We start from the raw sequence: 23,898 nt of genomic DNA on the forward strand, positions 1-23,898 counted from the left end.
CAGATGCGTCGACGTGGGGTTCGCCGGATTGTGGCTTGCCGACCTTCAGCACCGTCTTCGGGGGAAAGCCGGAGAGGCACCGCAGCGGCTCGCCCTCGAGCAGTTCTTCACGTTAAATCAGGCGCGAGTGCACTGGGTGCAAAAGAACAGCAGAGCTGGAAAGTTCGAACATGTCGTCGCTGTTTTGGCCATTGACCGGGATGTCCCAGTCACTCGAACCGGAGGCATTGGCGCCACCTTTGTTCGGCTAGCCTTCGACGGCATGCCGGTAAAAGCTGCATCGGTCTGGTCACGGCTGCTGAATGCCGTCTGGAAGAACGAAATCGATCTGCATGAAGTCCAGCAGCTAGGTATCTACGCTGCCTTGGACGCTGTCAGGGAGGGTCGTAGAGCCATCGCACCGTCGCCGGGTCGTCGTGGTCGTGGGCTAGTTCGAGGTGAACCCCTCGCGTGGAACAAATTCCAAAAGCCAGGAACTCGGCCAGCCAAAAGAAAACTATAGCACCGGCGCGTCACAGTGCGTTCATCCCGACCTTCACCGTTGCCCAATGACGGCTGCGACTGCTGCGGCCTGACACCTTCCGATGTCCGTGAAGCGCCAAGAGCAGACCCTGGCAGCCTGCCTGTGAGGAGACATTAAGGTCGGCGCGAACGTTTGCTTGCGGGCTTAGTACTGAGGTCTGAATCCGAGCTGCGCCCTCTGCCGCGCTCGCGTACGCAGTCTACTGGTCTTGGTATTCCGCTGAATGGGCCGTTCGTCGCCTTCATCTAGACCGATCTCGCCTCAGGCCGACACGGCTTGAGGTTGGCTAACGGTCGAGTTCTGCACCGACCATTCGACGCCTTCCTTACCGATCCCAAGGAGGCTCAAGGTAGTGCAAGGAATCCGTCGCGACCGAAACTTGCGCTGAAGAAACTCGGCTTGGGCCACGTCGTGTGTGGAGAGCAGAATTTGATAGCCTTCCGCTGTAATTAAGTTGCCCATCAGGTCAGCGAAAGCCGCCGCATGGATCGAGTCGTTGTGCTGCAGCGGATCGTCCAGGACCAAGGCTTTCCATCGCGACCAAGGGAAGGTCAGGCTGGCAGCGGTCAGCATGCTGACCGCCAAAGCGGCCATCTGCCCCTCGCTGTGTACAAGTACCGGGTCGATGTCGCCCAGTGCCTTGGGAACCTCGGAGCCCTTGCGGGCGATTTGTTCGATCTTCTTCCGTTTGACGTGCAAGTCGATGCCGACGCGCGGATCGCAGAGGATCGCCTGATTGATCTGAGCCATCAGGAAACTCAGCGGCTTGATATACTCGACATTGAAGCTCTCCAGCTCGGCCGTTATGTCTGCGCTGGCGGCCCGGGCGGTTTCCTTGACCTGTCGCACGTCGTTCAGTTCGTCGGCCAGCCCCGCACGGGAGACTTCGGCGGCGGCGCGAACGGCGTCGCGTTCGGCGCTAGGTGGCGCATCGACCAGGGCGCGCAACTGCTCGAAGACCGCGCGATGACTGAGCTGGCGGGACCAGGCCAGTCGCCCCTCACGCAGACGCGCCAGCTGGCCTAGCGACGCCTTCACCGTGAGCCTGCTGGCCGAGAGACGGGCTTCGATCTGTGCGATCACGTCGAGCGCCGGTTGGGTGCCGAAGCGCTCCAACTCCCTCCAATCGCGCAGCAGCTTTTCGGTCCCTACCTCGAGGCTGGCCTTGCGATCCGACAAGTCGGTCTGACGCGCCCGCAAAGCGGCCTCCTCAGCGTCGAGAGCGGCGGCGCGGCCCTCTGCTGAGGTCAAGGTTTCGGTGGCGATCCTGAGCTGAGCCTGAGTGTGCTCGAGGTGGGCTTCTGCGGCTGCAACTCTCTCAGCGAGCTGGTCAGAGGCCAGATTTTGGTTGGGGCTGATGACCGCCTGAGTGCTCACCGCCTCGCTTCTGGAACTCTCCAGCCGAGCCACGGCGATGTCAACGGCGCGCTGCGCCTCATCCTCGGCCTGCTGCGCCGCATCGCGCTCCCGAACAGCCCGGCTGTATCCGTTGCTATCCGCGCCTTCGAGGGTAAGACGGGCGATCCAGCGTTCTCGCCGAGCCCGCCGAGTCCTAAGAGCCTCGATGTCGGCCAAGACCTTGATGCGCGCCGTCGCGAGCGCCTCAGGGCTGGCGCTCGTCGCGGCGTCAAGTCGCGTTGCGAGACGCGCCCGCTGTTCGCGCGCGGCGGCCAGAGTCGTCTTGACCCCCTGGATCGCAGTATGGGCACGTCTTAACCGTTGAAGCTCCAGGTTCGCGGCGTCCCGTGCGTCCATAAGGTCGCGGAGACGCTCCTCCTGCAGAAGCAGCGCAGGAGCCAGCCGCCCTCCGGCGCTCGCGATACGGGCCTGAAGTTTTGGCGGGTTGTCGAACTGAGAGGCGCAGACCGGGCAGTTGCAGGCGTCAGCCGGAAGATTGGCGGCGATCGATGCGATGGCGGACGAGAGCACGTCGACGGTTTCCCGCAGCCCGTCGACGACCCCGGTTTGGACGGAGACGCTCTCGACTGCGGCGCTCCACCTCTGCTCGGCAGCCTGCACCGCGCCATCGATGCCTGGATCGGCGGCGTCCAGCGCCGCCAGCTCCTCGGACTGCTGGACCAGGAGCACGTCGAGTGCCCGGGTCTCGTCGATCAGGGCGAGGGCCTGGCGCGCGCCGTCCTGATCTTGGCCGAGCCTATCGACTTCGGCGGACAGGCGTTGAACAAGGCTGCGTCGACGCGATTCAGCAGTCACGCGGCGTCCAGCGGCGGCCGTCGCCGCCGCCGCCAGAACCAGCGCCGAAGCCGCGCTCTCAACTTCGGCGGCATTGCGGGTCGCGCGATCGCGGACCTCCCGCAAGGCCTGCAGTTGACCGAGCGCCTTCACGGCGGCGGCGAGCGCATTATGCGCGCCCGATAGCGTTAGGCGTTGAGCCTGAACCTGCGAGCGGGCCTGCTCCAACTCCTCGCTTAATGACGCCAGTCTTGTCTCGGCGGCGGCCCGGGACGCGGCGATCTCTCCGAGTTCGGTTCCATATCTCTGACGCGCGGCAAACAGCTGACGGGCGGTATCGATCCGGCCTTCGATCACCAGGCCGTCAGCGTCGATCGCATCGGCAAGGGCCTGCAGCTGCTCGACGGTCGGCTCAGAATCGCTGGACGGCGCTGGAGCGCCTGGCGCAGCCCCGACCCAAGCCAGCATCAGCTGCGCCGCCAGTCGCCGCGCCTCTTGCAACGCTACCTTTTCGTCGAGCGCTCCAGCGGCCTGGGCTTCAATCCAGAACGAGCCTTCCTGGTCGAGCAGATCGGCGAGACTCTTGATACTGCTCTCTAGGGACTCGCATCGCCGCGCATAGGCGCGAACTACGGTGGTGTTGCCTTGGCCGTGCAGAGCGTTCGCGACGGCCTGGATTGATGTGCTCTGGGCGGCTTCCTTGAGGATGTCGAAGCGTTCTGTGGCGCTCCGGTTGGTAAGGCGCGAGAGGGTCGACTGGCCTAGGAAATGGGTCAACAACAGGTAGCGGTCGAGACCCGAGATGCTTTGGCGCCAAGCCGAAGTCCGGAGAAATTCCGTGATGTCGGTCACCGTGCCCGACAGTGTGGAGCTCGATGCCGTCGCATTCAGCAGGCTGCGCTCGATGCGATTGCCGTCGGAGAACGTCGCCGTCGCGCTGGTCGGCCCAAGCGCATTGTCGCGCCAGCGGCAGAGATAGGTTCCCGGCTTGTTTACGCCCACGGCGTCGCGGAAGTGGTCAATCCGATCAGCGAAAGTCCATTCCAGAGCATCAAACAACGAGGACTTGCCGAGGCCATTGCTGCCATGAACGATGAGCACCCCCGGCTCCGGTGCCAGTTCGACATCGAGACTCGCAAAACTCCGGAACTGTCGAAGCGCGATTTTCTCCAGATATAGCGCGGTCATTCGGGATTCCTCCGGGCTTCAACGAGCTGCGGAATGAGGCCGTCGGGGTCATTGCTGTAGGCCTCGGCAAGCTCGACCCAGCGCGCCGCTGCGGCCTCTGAGAGGCCATGCCGGACGAGAATGCGTTCGGCCAAACCTTCGTTATGATCGAGGGGCGCGTCCAGGACCGCAGCGTGCGACCGCCAGGGCTGGGCGAGGAAGGTTCGAGCGATGAAGTTGCGGTAGGAGGTCTCGACTTCCTTCGCGTCCGGCATCCAAACGACCTTACGGCTGACGGATTCGTCGCGCTCGGCATAGTCGATGACGCCTCGCCAATCCGCCGATGGTTCCGTCTCGATAACACAGAGCATGATGTGGGCGTTTATGACTTCTTCGGCGCGCATGTAGGAGCGCGCGATCACCATCTGATTGTGCAAGGTCCTAAGCGAGGCCTGCATCTGCTCGCTGCTCGCCAGGACAACCGGCGCAACGAGAACCGGGTAAGGACCGAGGCGAAGGCCGATCACGCCGTCGGGCAAGGAGACTTCTGCGGCGTCCGGGCGACCGCGAAATGCCCGTGAGGCGAAGGAGTCCTCGACGCTTGTTGGCCAATCCAGAGCCTTGGCGGACCCCAAGAGCTTTTCCGCGAGCAGATCGGCGATCATTGAGTGGACTCCGCCAGTTCCTGATCCTGCCGCGCGCGAAGAGCTTCGAACTCGGCCGCCACGGCGCCTCGCCAAGCACTCAAGTCCTCTGCCAGCCGGGCACGCCAGATTCGGTCGTTGCGAATTACCACCGGCCGCACGCGGCGCGCCGCCGCAATCCCTGTCGTCGGCGCGCCCGCGTCCAGCACCCGCCCCGGCAAATCCAGTACCTCTACTTCGGCCGATCCAGAGAGGATGATGGCGTCGACGTCCCATTCGTCGGGCCGGGTCCACACGGCGACCGGCTGCTGCCCCACCCACTGACAGCCCGATCCGAGCGCGACGGCGCTATGACCGAACGACAGATTGCCGCGATCGACTAGGGCCGGCACCAGCGCCTCGCCATGATGGGTCGCCAGGATCATTAGCAAGGCCGCAGTGAGTTGCAGCAGTTGGCCGTGATCGCCAGTCCAAGGCGTCGGTTCCCGCTGCTCGACATTCGCCAGCCAGCGCAAGAAGTCGGCTAGGAGCTTCGTATCCGCTGCAAGCGAGGCCCTCCATGCGGCCCAAGTCGGGGTGATCGCCGTCGCGATAGTCGGATGGATAGGGCCGAGGGTCGTGCAAACGTTGGTTGCCAGCGCCGTCTGGAGAGCGGTGTCGAGCAGGCGCAGCAGACAGGCATCGACCGCCTCAGCCAGGCCGTCGACGATCAACGGTGCCGGTCGCCAGTGCGAGGGCACCCCGGATGTGGCTGCCGCAATGGTGGGGATCACACCTAGCCAGTCCGTGACGGTCGCCGCGCTTGCGCAAAGCGAGATTCGCCCTCCGCTGGCGCGGGCTAGACGGATAATCGTCGGCCATTGCGGCGTCTGCGTCGGCCCAGCGGTGAACTGCACCGCAATGGGCACGGGCAGGCGTTCGCATTGATCCGCAACGTCGGCAAGGCTGCGGAGCCCCTGTTCGGTCGCCACATGCGCCGCCGGATCGACGCCCAGCATCACGATGGCGCGTTCGGCTGCGACGGCTGCTTTCATGACCGGCCGCGCGGCGTGGTCTTCCAACTGATCGATCCGCAGGCTTTGAAAAAGATCGTAGGTCTCGGCGGCGAGACCCGGCGGCGAACCCAGCTGCGGCTTAGCCTTCAAAAGTTCTTCGACATGGAGACGATAGGTCTCAAGATGGCCGCCGGCGGGCTTGTATCGCAGCTTGCGGTTGGGGCCGTGCCTGAGGATCACGGTCTGAAACGGATCCGTCAGGGGCGCCCCGGCAACCTCGATGCCGTGCACTTGGAAATGCCCGACACTGCCGGTCACGTCCGCGACCTTGCCGACACTGCGTATCACGGATTGAGATGCGTCTTTGGCGGCCTCAAGAACGGCGAAGGCCATCACCTGATTGAGCTGGGCGGCCTGCGTCGCGGCGAGCAGCGGTCCGACGCAGTTGATGGTCACCTGCCGATCAGCCCGAAGCCTCCGTTGTATGCGATCGAGCACGCCCCGCTCGGTGAGCAAGGGTAGCAGATGGATGCGGAACGCCGGTTCGAGGTCCGCTCCAGGGGGTACACCGGCAAACGCTGCGGTCGTGGCAGCGCGCAGCGCGTCGTCCTGGAAATAGTCGAGGAAACCGCGAGTGAACGCGACATGCTCGAACTCCTTAATCAGCAGATTGAGAAGGTCGGTCAGGCCGCCGTCGCCATTCCCGCTGACAATATAGGTCGCTGGGCTGACGGGCTCATCAGCCGCCGACCCCGTGGAGCTCTGCTTCCAGTAATGGGTGGGGACCGCCGCTCCGCAGGGGATTTCATCGCCGAAGCCCATGGCCAAGACGACACGGTTATAGGTGCGCGTGCTGGCGACGCCTTTTGACGAAAGTCGCAGGCGCCACAGCGCCCCGTCTTTCTCAACGGCCGTCAGGCTGTGCTCTGGATGGAATACCAAGTTCTTCAGGCGGGTGTCGGCGGCTTCGAAATCCGCCTTCAATTGTGCGCATACCACTCCGCCGGTGCTGGCGGTCCAGTCGAGGATCGGCAGCCCCGCGCGATCCTCCAAGGACCCTAGGGTGGGCCACTCATAGATATGAGGATGCAGCAGGCGTGGCGAGGCGCTTTGCAGCTGCAGGATTGATGTCGCCGGGTCGTACAGGGCGACATCGTACCCCAGCAGCGCTAGGGCGAGGGCGGCGGTTACACCGGCCGCACCGGCACCGACCACCGCGATGTGGTCGGTCGAAGGCGAATGGCCGGACTGGCTGAAGGCGTGCGCCAAGCGCAGGGCTCGGACCTGCTGGGAGTAGAAGGTGATCCGCCGCTCGTAAGCTCCGACGAAGTACAGCCCCGGATCCTTGGGGCTGCCCGCTAGAGCAAGCCAGTCGTCATAGTCCGGCTTATTGGCGTTCATCGGCGCTCTCAAAGGGGCAAGTCTGAGACGACGCCGGGCAATCGCGCTAGAGCAGTCTGACGCCGAGCTTAACCAGTGGGCGATCGGATACAAGTCTCGGCGAGCAACTGGCGATGGGGTAGGCTGAAGGCTCTGACGACAGGTCCCTCAAGCTGCCGCTGCTGCCTGCGCTGGGGAACGCCGAAAGCAGAAATCCCAAGCGTCCGTTTTGAGTCGAGGCCGTGTAAAAACGTGCTGAGCTGCGGCTGGGCGGAGGTAACAGCGAGGCGCAGAGCGCTCTCTTCTCAGGCTCTGATCGCTTCCATCAAGGGCTTCGTTCCGAGCACCGCGATCACCCGCTTCATGTTGTAGGCCAAGATGTGGAGGCTGATCTCGGTCTTCACGTTGGGCAGCCGCTTCATCAGGAAGTGGGTGTGGCCCATCCAGGCCTTGATCGTTCCGAACGGGTGTTCGACCAGCCGTCGTCGGGTGCGCATGGCGCGGGGAGCGAGGTCCATCCGGGCCTGCAGCGCCTCGATCACCGCCTCATGCTCCCAGCGGGTGACCCGACGCTCGACGCTGGGCGTGCACTGAGGCTTCAGGCGACAGCCGGTGCAACTGGCCCGGTCCCAGTAGCGGTGCAAGGTCAGTCCCTTCTCGACGGTCGTCATGTGACGCGGCAGCAGCGCACCGGCCGGGCAGCGATAGGCGTCCTGATCGGGCTGGTAGACGAAGTCCTGCTTGCCGAACCGGCCCGCTGCCTTGGCTCCTGAGGTCTGGGGCTTCGGTAGATAGGGCGTCACGCCCAGGGCCTCGCAGGCCAGGATCTCTTCGCCGGCGAAGTAGCCGCGGTCGGCCAGCACATCGAGCGCTTCGACGCGCATCGCGTCCTTGGCCTTGCCGGCCATCGAGGCGAGCTGATGCTTGTCCAGGCCGGTCGTGACCACGTCGTGGGCGACGATCAGGTGATGCTCGCCTTCGACGGCGGACTGGACGTTGTAGCCGACGATGCCGCTGCCCCGACCCGACGTCGCCATGGCCCTAGCGTCCGGATCGGTTAGAGAGACCTGGCCGTCAGGTGACGCCTCGACCTCCGCCTCCATCGCCCTCAGCATCGCCATCTGGGCGCGGAGTCGATCGATCTTCTCGACCAGTCGCACGGATCGCGCCTCGGCCGCTTCGCCTGCCTGGCGGTCCGCCGTGTCCAGGTCCTGCAGATAGCCGGCGATGTGCTCGGCGACCTGTTCGATCCGCCGCTTCACCTTGTAGGCGGTGAAGTTGCGGTCGCGGGTGTTCACCGCCTTGAACTTCGACCCGTCGATGGCGACCAGCGCCGCGCCGAACAGGCCGAGCTGGCGGCACAACACGACGAACTGAGCGCACGCCGCCTGGATCGCCGCACCGTTCTCGCGGCGGAAGTCGGCGATGGTCTTGTGATCCGGCGCCAGCCGTCCCGTCAGCCACATCAGCTCGACGTTGCGCTGAGCCTCCCGCTCCAGCCGCCGGCTGGACTGGACCTTGTTCAGGTAACCGTAGACGTAGAGCTTCAGCAGCATGGCCGGGTGATAAGCCGGTCGGCCCGTCGCCGCAGGCGTCATCCCCTCGAAGCCCAGACTCTTCAGGTCCAGCTCGTCGACGAAGACATCGACCACCCGGACCGGATTATCCTCGGCCACATAGTCGTCGAGACACTCGGGAAGCAGCGTCGGCTGCCGGCGATCTGCACCCTGAACGAAGCGGCTCATACCCACCTCCTGCTGACCTCAGGAGGCTAACCTAATTCGCTCGAACACTAGGCGTTTTCACACAGCCTCAGTCAAAAGCGGACCTACCTTGCCCTGCCCTAACCTGCATTTGTCTGGATCTACACTATCGCTTTCATCGCCGTGCGCGCAGCCGGCGCACCATTGCGACTAGTGTCGACCGCGAGCAACAAGGAGACATGGATAGTCCGCCGAGAACGCACCTTCAGACGAGCTCCTAGGCTTGTGCTTTTCGCGACTACGTCTGGGACTAGTCTCGACTGATCGCGAACATCGATGGTGTGGTCTTTATGCCGGACATGGTCGATGGGCACGGCGACGACGTTCGACCGCCGCAGGTAGGGGCAGCGTCTCTCTTCGCTCATTACCTTAGGTTCGGCTTCCTCGCGTTCGGCGGACCGGTGGCGCAGATCGCCATGATACGGCGCGAACTGGTCGAACGCGAAGGCTGGATATCCTCGGCGCATTTCAATCGGCTTTTGGCGGTGTTGCAGGCGCTCCGCGGGCCCGAGGCCCACGAACGGTGCGTCCATCTGGGAATCCGGGCGAGGAGCAGCCGCTTTCCCTCCGCCCGACCCACGGCCGGAGGTCTGCCTCAAGGGCACCCTCGCTGCAGCCAAAGCCCTTTCAGAAACCCGCGCCGAACCGAACCCGCGCGGATAGCAAACTGGATCTCCCGATCGTGGGCAGCGGCTCCGGAGAGCCGTCGAACCCAGCTTCGCATCGGGATGAAATCCGTCACCGTATCGCGCACCGCACCCAGGGCCGCGTTCGCTATCTGGTCCGCTGCGCTGTCTTCGCGGGACACTTGATCGACATCGGGGCCCAAGGCGTCGTCCAGGGCCGCGATCTCGTCCCCGACCGCCTTGCAGGTCCTCAGGGCGGTGGTCCCCTGGGGCGCGACCCTGGAAGAGATCAGCACCTCGGGAACCTGCTGACGGCGCAGGTTCAGGTCATCCAGCGGAGCGGTCGCCGCGGTTGCGACCCCTTGACGGAATGTCGTCCCACCCTGAACGGCCTGGGTGCGGAGCGCACCGTCGCCAGGAATGGCGACTGCCGCGCACCCTGCCAGCGACGTCCAAGCGCAGACGAGCCCGCAAAGGACGGCGCGGTTCATCTGGCGAGAGCAAGGCAAATGGGCAGTCCTGCAAGATCGACCAGGCTGCTGGTTCGGCGGCCGGGGAGTTGAAAGATGTCGGGAGCGGCCAGGGCGCGACCGGGATTGTTGTCGCTTGAGCCGGACAGGAGAGTGACGCTGAGGAACCGGGCGATCGCGGGCGTGTAACGGCCAGCCCGATCGGCGTCATGGTCCGTCCCTGGCTTCACGTAGATCAGTGACCTTTGCGGCCCGTCGATTTGCCGATGTGCCGTTCGAGAGCCGAGGTGATTTTCGTCAGGGCTCCGGTGGCCGCCAAGTCCAGGGTCGCCGCCTCGTTCGTCACGGTGATTGGATCTTCACCGGCCAGTCTGGCTTCAATGGCGCACCGTTTGTCATTCACAGTCTCACGCCCCCCGGTCTGGTCCGAGAAATGCAGTTCGACGCGGGTCAGCCGGTCTTCAAACCGCGCCAGCCGCGACCGCGTTGTCTCTTCGATCGCGTCGTTGAAACCGCCTGTGCCGTCTACGGCATTTGATGTGTTGATCTGTATGTCCATGATGTCTCCGGGGGTGAATTGGGGGGGTATCGAGGCCTCAACGCGCCTTGCGCGAACGTTCGAGAACAGGCCGGTGGCCTTCGGCGTCAAACGCGCCTGACGGGGCGATCCCCGCGTTGGGCGTAGAGTTCATGCCTTCATGCGCGGTTTGCTCTGGAGCGGGGTGGTGAGGCGCATCGGCCTGGGCCTTCAGTTCGGCGGCGAACTTGGCGTGTTCGACCTGGGCGGCTTCTTTCTGCGTGTCGATGTCCGACATGACGTGTCTCCTTCATGCTGCCCTGAACCAACCCCCCCTGCGCCTGCCGGTTGCCGCGATCGCGAAGCTTGCCTTCAACCTTCAGTGAGAGGGCCGTGATCCGGCCTAGGACTGGTCGATGCGTCCGGCGAACAATGGGTCGGCGGCGCCGGCCCGCCTCAGATCCCGCTAACGATCGATCTGCCTGTCGTGCACGACGAGCAACTCCAACCGCTTGAGCGCCACCAAAAGCCGATTGGCCTGCATGGCGGGCCATAGCGCGAGTTTGATCATCAGAGACATCAGGAGGAGGACCATTGAAGGCAGGCCCCAGTGCAGGGCCGTCAGCACGTCCTCGGCCTGAAGGAACCGCCATCCCGTCCAAAGTCCGGCGATGAACATGACCGTTTGCGCCGCCAAAAGGACGCCACTGACCCAGCCTGACCGTCCCGCCAACAAGGTCAGTGTCTGCTGAACGTGACTGGGATCCTCGCCGATGCGGCGAAGCAGGTCACGCTCTTCCGCCGCGAGGGTCTGATCGATCAACTGATCGGGATTAGGCATGGTCTTCTCCTTCCAGCACCGCGCGAAGGCGGCGCCGTGCATGCATAAGGCGGGTCTTGATCGTGCCCGCCGGGACATCGAGGGCGACAGCAATTTCGGGAATGCTGAGGTCCTCAAAATGAAACAGAGCCACCGCCGCGCGCTGGGGCGGGGGCAATGCGCGGATCGCGGCATGAAGGCGTCGAGCCTCATCGCGCAGTTCAAGATCAGGTTGGAGCGCATCCGCCTCAGGCTCCGCCGAAACGGCGCGATCCAGTGCGCGCCGGCCCTTCAGGCTCAGAATATGGCGGGCGCAACCCCGCGAGATGATCCGGTAAGCCCAGGCTGGAAACGCCCGTTCGTCCCGCAGGCGGCCCAGTCCTCGCGCGATCTCCAGCCACCCTGACTGGACGACGTCCCGCGCAGCCTCATCGTCCCCGAGGAGCCGCCAGGCGTGGGCGTTGAACCGGCGCTGCCAGCGTCGCGCCAGGTCGCCAAACGCCCGCTGGTCACCCGCGCGCGCAGCGACGACGAGATACTCATCGAGCAGGCGCCGGGTCGTTGCATCAATCTGAGCGGCAGGCCGGGTCATTGCTCATAGGTGTTGTCGGCCACGAGAACGGTTCATTTATAAGGTTCTCAGAGTGGCCAGCCCTCCAACGGCTCGGCTAAGGTCGTTGCGACGCCCATTCATCGCCTGCGTTCCCACCACGATCCATGCCGCCACGAAAGGGCAATCCTTGCTGCTTGTGCTTGCCCTGCTGCCTCTGATCGGCGCCCTCGCACCGGCCATGGCCATTCGCGCGGGTCGCAATGCCAGCGCCCTGGCGGCCGGGTCCGTCACGCTGGCGGCGCTGGTGATCCTCGGCTCGCTCGCCCCGGCCGTGCTGGCGGGCGAGGTTGTGCAGGTGCGGATCGACTGGATCCCGTTGCTGGGGCTGAACCTCACCCTGTTCCTCGATGCGCTCGGCCTGATGTTCGCCGGCATGATCCTGGGCATCGGCCTGCTGATCATCGTCTACGCCCGCTTCTACCTGGCCAAGGCCGATCCGATGGGGCGGTTCTTCGTCTATCTGCTGCTGTTCCAGGGCGCGATGACGGGCATCGTGCTGTCGGACAACGTCCTGCTGCTGCTGATCTTCTGGGAGCTGACCAGCCTGTCGTCCTTCCTGCTGATCGGCTTCTGGCGGCATTTGCCCGAGGGTCGACAGGGGGCGCGAATGGCGTTGGCGGTCACGGGCGCGGGCGGTCTGTCGCTGATCGGCGGGCTGCTGATCCTGGGCAATATCGCCGGGTCCTACGACCTCACGGTGATCCTGCAGAACCGCGAGGCGATCCAGGCCTCGCCCCTGTACCTTCCCGCCCTGCTGCTGATCCTCGGCGGGTGTTTCACCAAGTCGGCGCAGTTTCCGTTCCACTTCTGGCTGCCCCACGCCATGGCCGCCCCGACGCCGGTCAGCGCCTATCTGCATTCCGCCACCATGGTGAAGGCCGGCATCTTCATGCTGGCGCGGCTGTGGCCGGTGCTGTCGGGCACGGATGAATGGTTCTACCTCGTGGCGACGACGGGTCTGGTGACTATGGTCTTCGCCGCCGTCGTGGCCCTGTTCAAGGACGACCTTAAGGGGCTGCTGGCCTATTCGACCATCAGCCATCTGGGCTTCCTGACGATGCTGTTCGGCTTCGGCACGCCGATGGCGGCGGTCGTGGGGGTGTTCCACATCCTCAACCACGCCACCTTCAAGGCCGCCCTGTTCATGAACGCGGGCATCGTCGATCACGAGGCGGGCACGCGCGACATCAAGCGGCTGGGCGGTCTGGCGACCCTGATGCCGATCGCCGCCACCCTGGCGGTCGTGGCCGGCCTGTCGATGGCGGGCATCCCGCCGCTGAACGGCTTCATCTCCAAGGAAATGATGCTCGAGGAGGCCTCACATACCGTCTGGTGGAGCCAGCCCTGGCTGGTGCCGGTACTGGCCACCCTGGGGGCGACCTTCTCGGTGGCCTATTCGTTCCGCTACATCGTCCATGTCTATTTCGGGACGAAGCGCACCGACTATCCGAAGACGCCGCATGATCCGGGCGTCGGCCTGTGGGGCCCGCCGGCGGTGCTGGTCGGCCTCGGCGTCGCCATCGGCCTGTTCCCCGCCCTCGTCGCCGGGCAGCTGGTCGAGGCGGTGTCGCGGGCCGTGGTCGGGGGCGAGACCCCCTACTATTCCCTGTCGCTTTGGCATGGCGTGACCCCCGCCCTGTTCATGAGCTTGGCCGCCATCGGGATCGGGGCGGTCATCCTGGGCGCGCATCGGCCAATCGCCGCCGCTTGGCGCCGCCTGTCGCTGCCGGATGCCAAGACCCTGTTTGATCGTGGGCTCGCGGCGGCGACCCGGGCAGCGGTGGCCTTCACCGACCGGACCCAGAATGGATCGCTCGAACGCTACATCGCCATGTTCATCGGCACCGCCGTGGTGGTCGGGTTCGCGGGCTTTTCCGGTTTCGCCTTCGTCGCCGGGGATCGACCGACGACCCCGGCCTCGCCGATGGCGATCGTCGCCTGGGGCGCGTTGATTACTGCCACGCTCCTAGTCCTGCTCCACCACCGGGCGCGATACCTGTCTCTGATCTATATCGGCATCGTCGGCCTGGTGATCTCCCTGGGCTTTGTCCATTTGTCCGCGCCGGACCTGGCCCTGACGCAGATCTCGGTCGAGGTCGTCACCATCCTGCTGATGCTGCTGGCGCTCAATCTGCTGCCCAAGACCAGCCCGCGCGAGAGCGGCCTGCCCCGACGCCTGCGCGACGGTGCACTAGCCGTTCTGTCGGGCCTGGGGGTCGGCGGCGCGGCCTGGGCCGTCATGACCCGCCCCCTGGACAGCATCTCCGCCTATTTCTGGGAGAACTCGTATCCGGGCGGAGGCGGCACCAATGTCGTCAATGTCATCCTGGTCGATTTCCGGGGCTTCGACACATTCGGCGAGATCATCGTCCTGGGCATCGCGGCGCTGGCCATATTCGCCCTGCTGGAAACCGTGGGGACGGGGGCCAGCGGACGCCGGATCCTGGCCTGGGCGCCCGACACCCCGCGCTCGCCCGAGCACCACCCGATGATGCTGGTGGTCGCCACCCGCCTTCTGCTGCCCCTGGCGGTGATGGTGGGCCTGTACATCTTCCTGCGCGGCCACAATCAGCCGGGCGGCGGCTTCATCGCGGGCCTGGTCATCTCCATCGCCATCCTGATGCAGTATATGGCCTCGGGCTACCAGTTCGCGGCGCAGCGCCTGCGCGCGGACCACCACACCCTGATCGGCCTGGGCGTGCTGATCGCGGCCGCGACCGGCCTGGGCTCCCTGCTGTTCGGGGCCCCCTTCATGACCACGGCGTTCGACTATTTCAGCCTGCCCGTGATCGGCTCGTTCGAGCTTGCTACCGCCATGCTGTTTGACATCGGCGTGGCGCTGACGGTCATCGGCGCTGTGATCCTGGCCCTGGCCCAGCTGTCCCAGGTCGCCCAGAGCGCCGAGAAGCAGGAGCCCCTGCCCGCCGATGCGGCAATGGACATCGACCCGTCCCGCGCGACGCCGCGCCCTGCCTCGACGGAGGCGGACCAATGATCAGCCTGGAGTTCCTGATCGCCTCGGCCATCGCTGTCCTGACGGCGGCGGGAGTCTATCTGGTCCTGCGGCGACGGACCTTTCCGGTCGTGCTGGGCCTGGCCTTCCTGTCCTATGCGATCAACGTCTTCCTGTTTGCCATGGGGCGGCTGGTGATCGACCGGCCGCCGCTCTACGACAAGGCGGCGGACAGCTACACCGACCCCCTGCCCCAGGCCCTGGTCCTGACCGCCATCGTCATCGCCTTCGGCATGACCGCCTTCGTCGTCGTCCTGGCCCTGCGCAGCTTCCTGGAGACGGGCGTCGACCGCGTCGATGGCCGCCCGGACGCGGAGGGCGACCAATGAACCTGGTCGTCTCCTGGTGGGTGGTCGCCAGCCTCCTCCTGCCTGCCGTCATGGGCGCCGCGATGGTCCTGCTGCTGCGCCATCGGCTGACCCTGTCGCGCCTGGCCTCTATCGCGTCCTGCCTGATCCTGATCGCCGTCGCCGCCGTCCTGTTGAACGAGGCGGGCGGCGGCACGATCCAGAGCTATGCCCTGGGCAACTGGAGGGCGCCGTTCGGCATCGTCCTGGTGCTCGACCGTCTGTCGGCCATGATGCTGCTTCTGACCGCGGTCCTGGCGTTGATCGTCATGGTCTATGCCATCAGCACCGGGACGGACCGCAAGGGATGGCATTTCCACCCCCTGTTCCAATTCCAGCTTCTGGGTCTGAACGGAGCCTTCCTGACCGGCGACCTGTTCAACCTGTTCGTCTTCTTCGAGGTCCTGCTGATCGCCTCCTACGGCCTGATGCTGCACCGCCAGGGCGGTCAGAGGCTGAAGGCGGGGGTCCAGTATGTGATCATCAACCTGGTCGGCTCGACCCTGTTCCTGGTCGCCGTCGGCCTGCTGTACGGGGTCACCGGCACGCTCAACATGGCCGACCTGGCGGTGCGCGTGGCCGCGGCACCGGCGGGGGACCAGGGGCTGATCGCCGCCGCCGGCCTGCTGCTGACCACGGTCTTTGCGCTGAAGGCCGCGCTAGTGCCGCTGCATTTCTGGCTGCCGGGCACCTATGCAGCCACAACAGGGACGGTCGCGGCCCTGTTCGCCATCATGACCAAGGTCGGGGCCTATTCCATCATCCGTACCAGCACGCTGATCTTCGGCGAGGACGCGGGCGGACTGGCGTTCCTCGTCGGCCCCTGGCTGCTGCCCGCCGCGCTCATGACCATCGTCATCGGCTTCCTGGGGATGTTCGCGGCGCGGGGCCTGCGCGACCTCGCCGCCTGGGCCGTGGTCGGCTCGATGGGGACGGTGCTGTGCGCCGTTTCGGTCTTCACCGTCCAGGCCATGGGGCCGGCGCTCTACTACCTCCTGCATTCGACCCTGGCAGGGGCGGCGCTGTTCCTGATAGTCGACCTGATCGCGCAGCGACGCGCCCAGCATGGCGACGCCCTCACCCTGGCCCCCCGCTTCCGCCAGATCGAGATCCTGTCGGCCCTGTTCTTCCTCGCCGCCATCGCCGCCGTCGGCCTGCCGCCCCTGTCGGGTTTCGTCGGCAAACTGCTGGTGCTGGACGGGGTGCGGGCCGCGCCGCAGGCGGCCTGGATCTGGGGCGTCATCCTGACCACCACCGTCATCGGCGTGCTGGCCTTCGCCCGGGCCGGCAGTCTGATCTTCTGGAAGAGCGCGGCGCTTGAGGGCGAGATCGAACTGCGGGCCCTGCGCGGCAAACGTGGAGGCGTGGGGGCGGCCGCCGCCCTGCTGCTGACGCTCGCCGGTCTGACGGTGCTGGCCGGGCCGGTGACCCGCTATACGGCGGCGGCGGCGGCGCAACTGTTCGCGCCGGAGCAGTATATCGAAGCCGTCCTGGGTCCGCAGTCCGGAGGCCGCCGATGATCCGCCGACTTCTGCCTCATCCCGGTCTGAGCGCATTGCTGGTCGTGGTCTGGATGCTGCTGGTCAACGCCTTCACCTTCGGCGCCCTGTTCCTGGCCATGGTGTTCGGCGTACTGGTGCCGCTGTACATCAATCGCTTCTGGCCCGATCAGCCCCGGGTGCGCTTCGGTCGCGCCATGATCGGCTATGTCGCCATCGTTCTGTTCGACATCGTCATCGCCAATTTCCACGTCGCCTGGATCATCCTGACGCGACGCAATCGCGACCTGCGTGCCCAGTGGCTGGTGATCCCGCTGGAGCTCCGCTCTCCCGAGGCGATCACGACCTTGGCAGCGACCATCAGCCTGACCCCCGGCACCGTCTCCAGCGACATCTCCGGTTGCGGCCGCTTTCTGCTGGTTCATGCCCTGGACGTGTCCGATCCGGAGGCGGAGGTCACCCGCATGAAACGCCGCTATGAGGATCGTCTGTTGAAGGTGTTCGTATGACCGGAACCCTCCTGCCCGTCGCGCTGGGCTTCGCCTTCGTCTGCGTCAGCCTGTCGATCCTGCTGAACCTGTTCCGGCTGTGGCGCGGCCCCCTGTCGGCCGACCGGATCCTGGCGGTCGACACCCTGACCATCAATGCCATCGCCCTGATCGTCCTGTTCGGGATAGCCTATGCGACCTCGGCCTATTTCGAGGCCGCGCTGCTGCTGGCCATGGTCGGGTTCGTCGGCACGGTCGCCTACTGCAAATTCCTGCTGCGCGGGGACATCGTCGAATGAACCTGTTCGCCGAAATCGCCATCTCGCTGCTGCTGGTCGTTGGCGGGGCCTTCACCCTGGTCGGGTCCTGGGGCCTGGCCAAACTGCCCTCGGTCATGACCAGGCTGCATGGGCCGACCAAGGCCACCACCCTGGGCGTCGGGGCCTGCCTGATCGCTTCGATAATCTATTTCCCGGCCCGGGGCGGGGACTTTTCGGCGCACGAACTGCTGATCGCCCTGTTCCTGTTCCTGACCGCCCCCGTGTCGGCCAATATGATCGCCAAGGCGCACATCCACCGCCAGGGCCGCGGCGTCGACCCCAATCCCAGCGATCACATCATCGACGGCCTGCCGTCCCCGCCCGGGGATTCGGACTGGGCGACCTTCGCCGGGGCTGACAGGGCGGCCCACAAGGCGACGTCCGAGACGAGCGAGACGCCGCTGCCCCGGCCATAGGCGGTACTCGCCAGAAGGCGGGCGACACGTCCTCTGGCTGTCAGCGACGACCCCACGGAGGGATCGGTCCGGCCGGGACGATCCCTGACGGATTGAGATCCAGATGGCTGGCGTAATAGTGCGTCTTGATCGGTGCAAAGTGGACCGTGCCGGCGATCGCCGGGATGTCCATCATGCGCTGGAGAAACGCCGACAGAGCGGGGTAGTCCGCGATCCGGCGCAGGTTGCATTTGAAGTGGGTGGAATAGACGGCGTCGAAGCGGATCAGGGTGGTGAAGAGGCGGATATCGGCCTCGGTCATTCGGTCCCCAACCAGCCATTCTGACGTGTTCAGGCGCGCTTCCAGCTCATCGAGGGCATCGAACAGCGGAAACACGGCGGACTCATAGGCCTGCTGCGTCGTCGCGAACCCCGCCTTGTAGACACCGTTGTTTACGGCCTCGTAGACCCTCGCGTTCACCTGATCGATCTCATCAATCAGGTCCGGGGGGGAGAGATCCAAACTCGTGGCGCCGAAATCGTCGAAGGCCCGGTTGAGGATGCGGATGATCTCTGACGATTCATTGTTGATGATCCTGCGGTCCTTCCGGTCCCAGAGGACGGGAACGGTCACCTTGCCGGAATAGTCCGGCCGCGCCTTGGCATAGAGCTGCCAGAGGAAGTCGAGACCGTTTTCCAGATCGCCGGTGGCCTCCTCACCCGTCTGGAACGTCCAACCGTCGTCCCGCATCAGGGGATGGACCACGGAAACCGGGAGCAGGGGTTCAAGCTGTTTGAGCGCGCGGACGATCAGGGTGCGGTGAGCCCAAGGACAGGCGTGGCTGACGTAGAGGTGGAAACGGTCGGCCTCGGCGCGGACCGCTGGCTGGCCCTCAGGACCGGGCCCGCCGTCCGCCGTGATCCAGTCGCGAAATCCGCTGTCCTGGCGCTTGAAGTCGCCGCCCTTGCTGGCTTCGGTGGCTTCTCCCGCGTGCCACCGTCCATCGATCATCTGTCCCATAGGCGTTCCTTGTGTGGACTGCTTTGAACGAGCCCGAGCTGCGAGTGATCCTCGATAGAGCTGTCGTGTCGCACCGCCGTCGCCAGACCGGGCGCCCGCAACCGGCCGGCCGACTGACCGGGTCACATGGCCGCACCTGAGCCTGCGTGCTCATGATCAGGCAACGAACTGTGTCGCCAACCGTACTGATCGAGCGCCGGCATTCGGCTGGAGCGAGGCGCGATTTCCGGAGGTCAGACAATGTCGATTGAGGCTCCCCCTCGGATCGGGACGGACCGGACAGGCTGGCGTTGGCTCTATGTCGCTCTTGCGACCCTGACCGGAGCATTGGGCGTTGTGATGATCGGCCTGGGCGTCTGGCTGATCACCCTGGGTGGATCCTTCTACTATCTGGCGGCCGGCCTGGGTCTGGCGATCGGCGCCGGGCTGGTCTGGCGGGGTCGCGATGCCCTGGCTCTGCTGCTGCTGGGGGCCACCGTTCTGCAGACCCTTGTCTGGTCCCTCATCGAGATCGGGGGCAAGGGCTGGCTGCCGGCCTGGGGCATCGATCTGGCGGGGCGGGTCGGGCTGATGGCCGCCCTGGTGGCAGGTGTCGGCCTGGCCTGGCTGATGTGGCGCGTCCCGCCGCGTTCGGCGCCCCGTCGCCTGGCCCTGGTCGGGGTTCTGGGGAGTCTGGCGGCCGTCGCCATCGTCGTCTTCACCGCGTGGGAGCGTACTGAACAACCGGGCGACGCTGCCCTCCCGGCCGCCGGACGGCCGGGCACCGGCGCCTTGCAGGAGGCTGGCGCGGACTGGACGGCCTATGGCGGGACCAACGGCGGTCGTCGGTATTCCACGCTAAGCCAGGTCTCGACAGCCAATGTGGGCGACCTGCAGGAGGCCTGGACGTTCCAGAGCGGCGACCTGAACCCGGAAGAGGGCCGCGTCTTCTATTCGTCCCAGAATACGCCAATCAAGGTCGGCGACTTCCTCTACACCTGCACGCCGACCAGCCAGGTGTTCGCTCTCGATCCGGGGACGGGCGAGGTGCGCTGGAGCCACGATCCGCGCGTGCCTGCCAATACGATGGAGTCCCTGTTCACCGCCGCCTGCCGCGCGGTCGCCTATCATGACGACGGCGCACCGGCGGGACGGCCGGAAGCGGTGTCGAGGATGCCGGCCGTGCCCGGCGCCATCGGTCCGGTGCCCCGGGGCGGCAGCCAGTGCCATCGTCGCATCTTCGTCGCCACGGCCGACGGTCGCCTGATCGCCCTGGACGCGGTCGGAGGCTTCCCCTGCCGCGCCTTCGGCCAGGCTGGCACGGTCGACATGACCGCCGGCATGGGCCTGCGGGAAAAGGGCTTCGCCTCCAACACCTCGGGCGCGACGGTCGCGGGCGGCGTGCTGATCCTGGGGCAGCAGGTCAGCGACAACCAGCGACGCGACGCGCCCTCGGGCGTCGTCCGGGCCTATGATGCCCGCACCGGGGAATTGCGCTGGGCCTGGGACGCGCTGCGGCCCGACGCCCAAGCGGCCCTTGCGCCCGGCGAAATCTATCCGCGCGGCACGCCCAACGTCTGGAGCATCATATCGGCGGACGAGACCCTGGGCCTGGCCTTCCTGGCCACCGGCAATGCCGCCGCCGACCAGTGGGGCGGCAACCGGACGGCCGAAGAGGACCGGATGACCGACGCCGTGGTGGCGGTCGATCTGCAGACCGGGGCGACGCGCTGGGTCTACAGCACCGTCACCCACGACCTGTGGGACTATGATCTCGGGGCCCAGCCCATGCTGATCGACGTTACCATCAACGGATCGTCGCGCCGGGCCATCATGCAGGCCAGCAAGACCGGCAACCTGTTCCTGCTGGATGCCGCGACGGGGCAGACGCTCCGCCCGGTCGAACAGCGCCCCGCGCCCCAGGGCGCGCCTGCAGGCGACCGGGTCGCCCCGACGCAGCCGCAGTCGGTCTTCTTCCCCAACATCGGCGGCGTCCCCGGCCGGGACCCCGAGCGGATCGACGCGCGTCACGCCTTCGGCCTGACCCCGATCGACGCCGCCCTGTGCCGGATCAGTTTCCATCGCCAGAGCTATGACGGCATGTTCACGCCGCCCACGACCGAGAAGGACGGCATGCTGCTGTTCCCCGGCACGGTCGGGGGCCTGAACTGGGGTGGCCTGGGGTACGATCCCCAGCGTCGGCTGATCATCGCCAACAACTCGCGCCTGCCCAACCTGGTCGTCCTGCACCCCCGTGACGAGGTCGAGGACAAGGCCGTCGGCTCCGGCGGGGCCCGACCCGATCAGGCCGTCGCCCCCCCACTCCGGCACCCCCTTCGGCGTGACACGGCCGATCTGGTGGTCCGCGCTGCGGGTGCCCTGCATCGCCCCGCCCTGGGGCTATATCTCGGCGACCAGCATCGATACCGGTCAGGTGGTCTGGTCCAGGCCGCTCGGCACCGGGTTCGATTCTGGTCCGCTGGGCATCCCCACCTTCCTCAAGATCGCCACCGGCACGCCCAATCTCGGGGGGCCTCTTGTGACCGCCGGGGGCCTGACCTTCATCGGCGCGGCCCAGGACAACTTCCTGCGCGCATTCGAGACCGGAACGGGGCGGCTGCTGTGGGAAGCGCGCCTGCCCGCCGGGGCCCAGGCCGGCCCCATGACCTATGAGCATCGGGGCCGGCAGTATGTGGCCATCACCGCCACCGGTCACGCCCGCTTCGAGACCACGCCGGGCGACTATCTGAAGGTCTATGCCCTGCCGGAGTGAGCCGCGATGCCGGGGCTCCGGCGGCCGCGCTTCAGAGGCAGTAGGTCGTCGTCACCGTCGGCAGCAGGGCCCAGACGGCGGAGACCAGGCCGACCCAGGCCGTGGCGCGACTGACGAAACGCACGAAAGGCGACGGCGAGCCGAAGCGTGCGCTGTGCAGAGCCCACACCAGGCCCACCTGGACCACGATGGACAGGGCGTACGCCGCAACCAACAGCAAGCGGGGCACGGCGATGACGCCGAACACCGTGCCGTCGATCCCGTGTCCGCAGATCAGGCCGTGCAGGCCATAAACCGCGCTGAAGCTGGCCAGCCAGACCAGGGGGGCGATCAGGATCCGGATGATGTCCTTCACGCCAGCAACCCCGGGGCATGGGCCACTGCAAGGATCAGCAGGGCGGTCGCGGCGAGGTAGTCGACCCACAGGGTCACGACCGGGAACTCGGCATGGCGGCGGGGCGAGGTGAAGCCCCGGACCACGCGCGCGGCCAGGAACGCCACCATCAGGGCCACGAGCGCCGCGTGGAACAGCGCATAGCCGCCCAGCACCAGCAGCGTCGCTCCATAGGCGTGATCGGCGGGGGTGGGCGCGCGGACCACGATGCCGAGCGCCGCCCCCGCCACGAGCAGGCCCCCCAAGAAGGCGAGACCCAGCCAGATGCGGGGGTCTCCGCCGTGGGCATTGGCCCCTGCGGCCCGGCGGATCGACACCACGGCGAGGCCGGCACCCATGACGCCGAGTGCCAACTCAAGCAGCGAGGCACCGAACCAGGCCGGTGGCGGCCAAGCCGGGGCTACGGTCCACAGGAAGGCGAAGCCGAACAGCAGCGAGCCGAAGAAGGTCGCATTGGCCGTCAGCAGAAAGACCGAGCCCCACCAGCTGGGCGAACGCCCGACCTGGGTGGCGTTGAGCAGGTCCAGCCCCCGGCCGATGGCACGCGGCGGCAGATCGGTCTTTCGCCCCAGCGACCAGGCCCAGCGCCAGGCAAGGATCGTCACCCCGACCACCGCCAGCGGCACCGTCCAGTAGAATTTCAGCAGCAGGGAGACGAAGAACACCCCCGTCACCGCCGCCATCACGATCGGCAGGCGGCTATTGGTCGGATAGATGATGTGGAAGTCCGGCTTGCCGGTCGCGATCTCGACGGTCAGGCTTTCGCGCCAGCCCTGTTCGGGTTCGGACAGATAGCCCTCCCCACGCGCCAGGCGGATCGGCAGTTCGCGATCCTCGGCCAGCGGCTGGCGACTGTTCACGTGCGGCAGGCTGGCGAAATTATAGGCCGGCGGCGGCGTCATCATCGCCCACTCCAGCGTCCCGGCCTGCCACGGATCGCGGCGGCTGCGGCGCGCGGTGAAGGCGTGCAGCACCAGGTCGACGATCACCATGGCGATGCCGATGGCCAGCACGAAACTGCCGATCGAGGAGATCAGATTGATGGTCGTCCAGCCGTCCTCGGGCAGATAGGTCGAGATGCGCCGCCGCTGCCCCATCAGACCGACCCAGTGCATGGCCATGAAGGTCACGTGGAAGCCGATGAACACCAGGGCGAAGGCCAGCTCGCCCAGCCGGAAGAACCGCGCGCGTCCGCTGACGTGCGGCATCCAGTAATAGAGCCCGGCCATGATCGGAAAGACGAAGCCGCCGAACAGGACATAGTGCAGATGGGCCGTCACGAAGGCGGTGTCGTGCGCCTGCCAGTCGAACGGCACCACCGCGACCATGACCCCGGTCAGTCCGCCGATGACGAAGGTGAAGAAGAAGCCGAGCAGATGCAGCATCGGCATGCGCAGGCTGGGCCTGCCCTTCCACATGGTACCGATCCAGGCGAACAGCTGGGCCCCCGTCGGCACCGCCACCAGGGTCGAGGCCGCCGAGAAGAAGGCCAGCCCCATGTGCGGGATTCCCGTCGTGAACATGTGGTGGACCCAGATGCCGAACGACAGGAAGGCCAGCCCCGTCGCCGAGGCCACGATCCAGCCGTAGCCCAACAGGGTCGTTCGACACATGACCGGCAGGATGGTCGAGATCACCCCCGCCGCCGGCAGGAAGATGATGTAGACCTCGGGGTGTCCGAACAGCCAAAACAGGTGCTGCCACAACAGGCTGTCGCCGCCGAACTCGGCCTGGAAGAAGGGCAGACCGAAGGCCCGTTCCAGCTCCAGCAGGATCGACCCCAGGATCAGGGGCGGGAAGCCGGTCAGGATCATCAGGGCGGTGACCAGGGCGTACCAGGCGAAGATCGGCATCTTGTCCAGCGACATGCCGGGGGCGCGGTATTTGAGGATCGAGACGGTGATCTCGACCGCCGCCGCAATGGCCGAGATTTCGACGAAGGTGATCCCGATCAGCCA

At 66.1% G+C, this 23,898-nt stretch carries 18 protein-coding genes and 2 pseudogenes; 8 read left to right on the plus strand and 12 right to left on the minus strand.

Annotation, left to right across the window (positions count from 1 at the left end):
* Positions 1–784: 784 nt before the first annotated feature.
* The 4 genes from ACP7AU_RS12795 to ACP7AU_RS12810 all read right to left on the minus strand — a co-directional run bounded on the left by ACP7AU_RS12795 (position 785) and on the right by ACP7AU_RS12810 (position 8,647).
* Positions 785–3,904 (minus strand): AAA family ATPase, encoded by a 3,120-nt coding sequence (locus tag ACP7AU_RS12795; protein ID WP_426051634.1) that lies wholly within the window; start codon positions 3,902–3,904, stop codon positions 785–787.
* Complete coding sequence (locus tag ACP7AU_RS12800; protein ID WP_426051635.1) at positions 3,901–4,548, minus strand: ABC-three component system middle component 1; 648 nt, start codon at positions 4,546–4,548, stop codon at positions 3,901–3,903. The genes ACP7AU_RS12795 and ACP7AU_RS12800 overlap by 4 nt, the downstream gene beginning before the upstream one ends.
* Entirely contained in the window at positions 4,545–6,923 is a 2,379-nt protein-coding gene (locus ACP7AU_RS12805; protein ID WP_426051636.1) for an ABC-three component system protein, read from the minus strand. The genes ACP7AU_RS12800 and ACP7AU_RS12805 overlap by 4 nt, the downstream gene beginning before the upstream one ends.
* A 284-nt stretch (positions 6,924–7,207) precedes the next feature.
* Positions 7,208–8,647 (minus strand): IS1182 family transposase, encoded by a 1,440-nt coding sequence (locus tag ACP7AU_RS12810; protein ID WP_426051637.1) that lies wholly within the window; start codon positions 8,645–8,647, stop codon positions 7,208–7,210.
* 317 nt (positions 8,648–8,964) lie between these two features.
* Between ACP7AU_RS12810 and ACP7AU_RS12815 the strand changes: the two are divergent.
* Positions 8,965–9,153: pseudogene (locus ACP7AU_RS12815) on the plus strand (chromate transporter); the annotation flags it as partial.
* Between the two features lie 107 nt (positions 9,154–9,260).
* Here ACP7AU_RS12815 and ACP7AU_RS12820 read toward each other — a convergent pair.
* The 5 genes from ACP7AU_RS12820 to ACP7AU_RS12840 all read right to left on the minus strand — a co-directional run bounded on the left by ACP7AU_RS12820 (position 9,261) and on the right by ACP7AU_RS12840 (position 11,690).
* Positions 9,261–9,782 carry a hypothetical protein gene (locus ACP7AU_RS12820; protein WP_426051638.1) on the minus strand — a complete coding sequence of 174 codons (522 nt, stop codon included), beginning with the start codon at positions 9,780–9,782 and terminating at the stop codon, positions 9,261–9,263.
* 214 nt (positions 9,783–9,996) lie between these two features.
* Complete coding sequence (locus tag ACP7AU_RS12825; RefSeq protein ID WP_426051639.1) at positions 9,997–10,320, minus strand: HPF/RaiA family ribosome-associated protein; 324 nt, start codon at positions 10,318–10,320, stop codon at positions 9,997–9,999.
* 37 nt (positions 10,321–10,357) lie between these two features.
* Positions 10,358–10,576 (minus strand): hypothetical protein, encoded by a 219-nt coding sequence (locus ACP7AU_RS12830; RefSeq protein ID WP_426051640.1) that lies wholly within the window; start codon positions 10,574–10,576, stop codon positions 10,358–10,360.
* A gap of 168 nt (positions 10,577–10,744) precedes the next feature.
* On the minus strand, positions 10,745–11,161 hold the full coding sequence (locus ACP7AU_RS12835; RefSeq protein WP_426051641.1) for a DUF6768 family protein: 417 nt from the start codon (positions 11,159–11,161) through the stop codon (positions 10,745–10,747).
* The gene (locus ACP7AU_RS12840) at positions 11,112–11,690 is read right to left on the minus strand and encodes an RNA polymerase sigma factor (RefSeq protein WP_426051642.1); all 579 of its coding nucleotides are present in this window, start codon (positions 11,688–11,690) and stop codon (positions 11,112–11,114) included. Before ACP7AU_RS12840 ends, ACP7AU_RS12835 begins: the two co-directional genes overlap by 50 nt.
* Before the next feature lie 157 nt (positions 11,691–11,847).
* On the opposite strand from ACP7AU_RS12840, the gene ACP7AU_RS12845 reads away from it, so the two are divergent.
* From ACP7AU_RS12845 to ACP7AU_RS12870, 6 genes are read left to right on the plus strand one after another with little or no spacing between them, the layout of a single operon-like run.
* Positions 11,848–14,706, plus strand: a complete 2,859-nt coding sequence (locus tag ACP7AU_RS12845) for a monovalent cation/H+ antiporter subunit A (protein WP_426051650.1) — start codon at positions 11,848–11,850, stop codon at positions 14,704–14,706.
* On the plus strand, positions 14,703–15,053 hold the full coding sequence (locus tag ACP7AU_RS12850; RefSeq protein WP_291535274.1) for a Na+/H+ antiporter subunit C: 351 nt from the start codon (positions 14,703–14,705) through the stop codon (positions 15,051–15,053). Before ACP7AU_RS12845 ends, ACP7AU_RS12850 begins: the two co-directional genes overlap by 4 nt.
* Positions 15,050–16,591, plus strand: a complete 1,542-nt coding sequence (locus ACP7AU_RS12855) for a monovalent cation/H+ antiporter subunit D (protein ID WP_426051643.1) — start codon at positions 15,050–15,052, stop codon at positions 16,589–16,591. The genes ACP7AU_RS12850 and ACP7AU_RS12855 overlap by 4 nt, the downstream gene beginning before the upstream one ends.
* A complete protein-coding gene (locus ACP7AU_RS12860; RefSeq protein ID WP_426051644.1) occupies positions 16,588–17,079 on the plus strand; it encodes a Na+/H+ antiporter subunit E in 492 nt (163 codons plus the stop codon). The genes ACP7AU_RS12855 and ACP7AU_RS12860 overlap by 4 nt, the downstream gene beginning before the upstream one ends.
* Complete coding sequence (locus ACP7AU_RS12865) at positions 17,076–17,357, plus strand: K+/H+ antiporter subunit F (protein ID WP_426051645.1); 282 nt, start codon at positions 17,076–17,078, stop codon at positions 17,355–17,357. The genes ACP7AU_RS12860 and ACP7AU_RS12865 overlap by 4 nt, the downstream gene beginning before the upstream one ends.
* On the plus strand, positions 17,354–17,794 hold the full coding sequence (locus tag ACP7AU_RS12870; protein ID WP_426051646.1) for a Na+/H+ antiporter subunit G: 441 nt from the start codon (positions 17,354–17,356) through the stop codon (positions 17,792–17,794). Before ACP7AU_RS12865 ends, ACP7AU_RS12870 begins: the two co-directional genes overlap by 4 nt.
* A gap of 40 nt (positions 17,795–17,834) precedes the next feature.
* On the opposite strand, the gene ACP7AU_RS12875 is transcribed toward ACP7AU_RS12870, so the two are convergent.
* Positions 17,835–18,794, minus strand: coding sequence for a glutathione S-transferase family protein (locus tag ACP7AU_RS12875; RefSeq protein WP_426051647.1), 960 nt, complete (start codon positions 18,792–18,794; stop codon positions 17,835–17,837).
* A gap of 2,353 nt (positions 18,795–21,147) precedes the next feature.
* On the opposite strand from ACP7AU_RS12875, the pseudogene ACP7AU_RS12880 reads away from it, so the two are divergent.
* Positions 21,148–21,210: pseudogene (locus ACP7AU_RS12880) on the plus strand (hypothetical protein); the annotation flags it as partial.
* A 367-nt stretch (positions 21,211–21,577) separates the two neighbouring features.
* Here ACP7AU_RS12880 and ACP7AU_RS12885 read toward each other — a convergent pair.
* Together ACP7AU_RS12885 and ACP7AU_RS12890 are read right to left on the minus strand one after the other, a co-directional pair.
* Positions 21,578–21,901: a hypothetical protein gene (locus ACP7AU_RS12885; RefSeq protein WP_426051648.1), complete on the minus strand. Its 324-nt coding sequence runs from the start codon at positions 21,899–21,901 to the stop codon at positions 21,578–21,580.
* The coding region (locus tag ACP7AU_RS12890) for a cbb3-type cytochrome c oxidase subunit I (RefSeq protein WP_426051649.1) at positions 21,898–23,898 on the minus strand (2,001 nt) is incomplete at its 5' end. The genes ACP7AU_RS12885 and ACP7AU_RS12890, both read right to left, overlap by 4 nt.

The organism is Brevundimonas sp. SL161, assembly GCF_049896985.1.
Taxonomy (GTDB): Bacteria; Pseudomonadota; Alphaproteobacteria; order Caulobacterales; family Caulobacteraceae; genus Brevundimonas.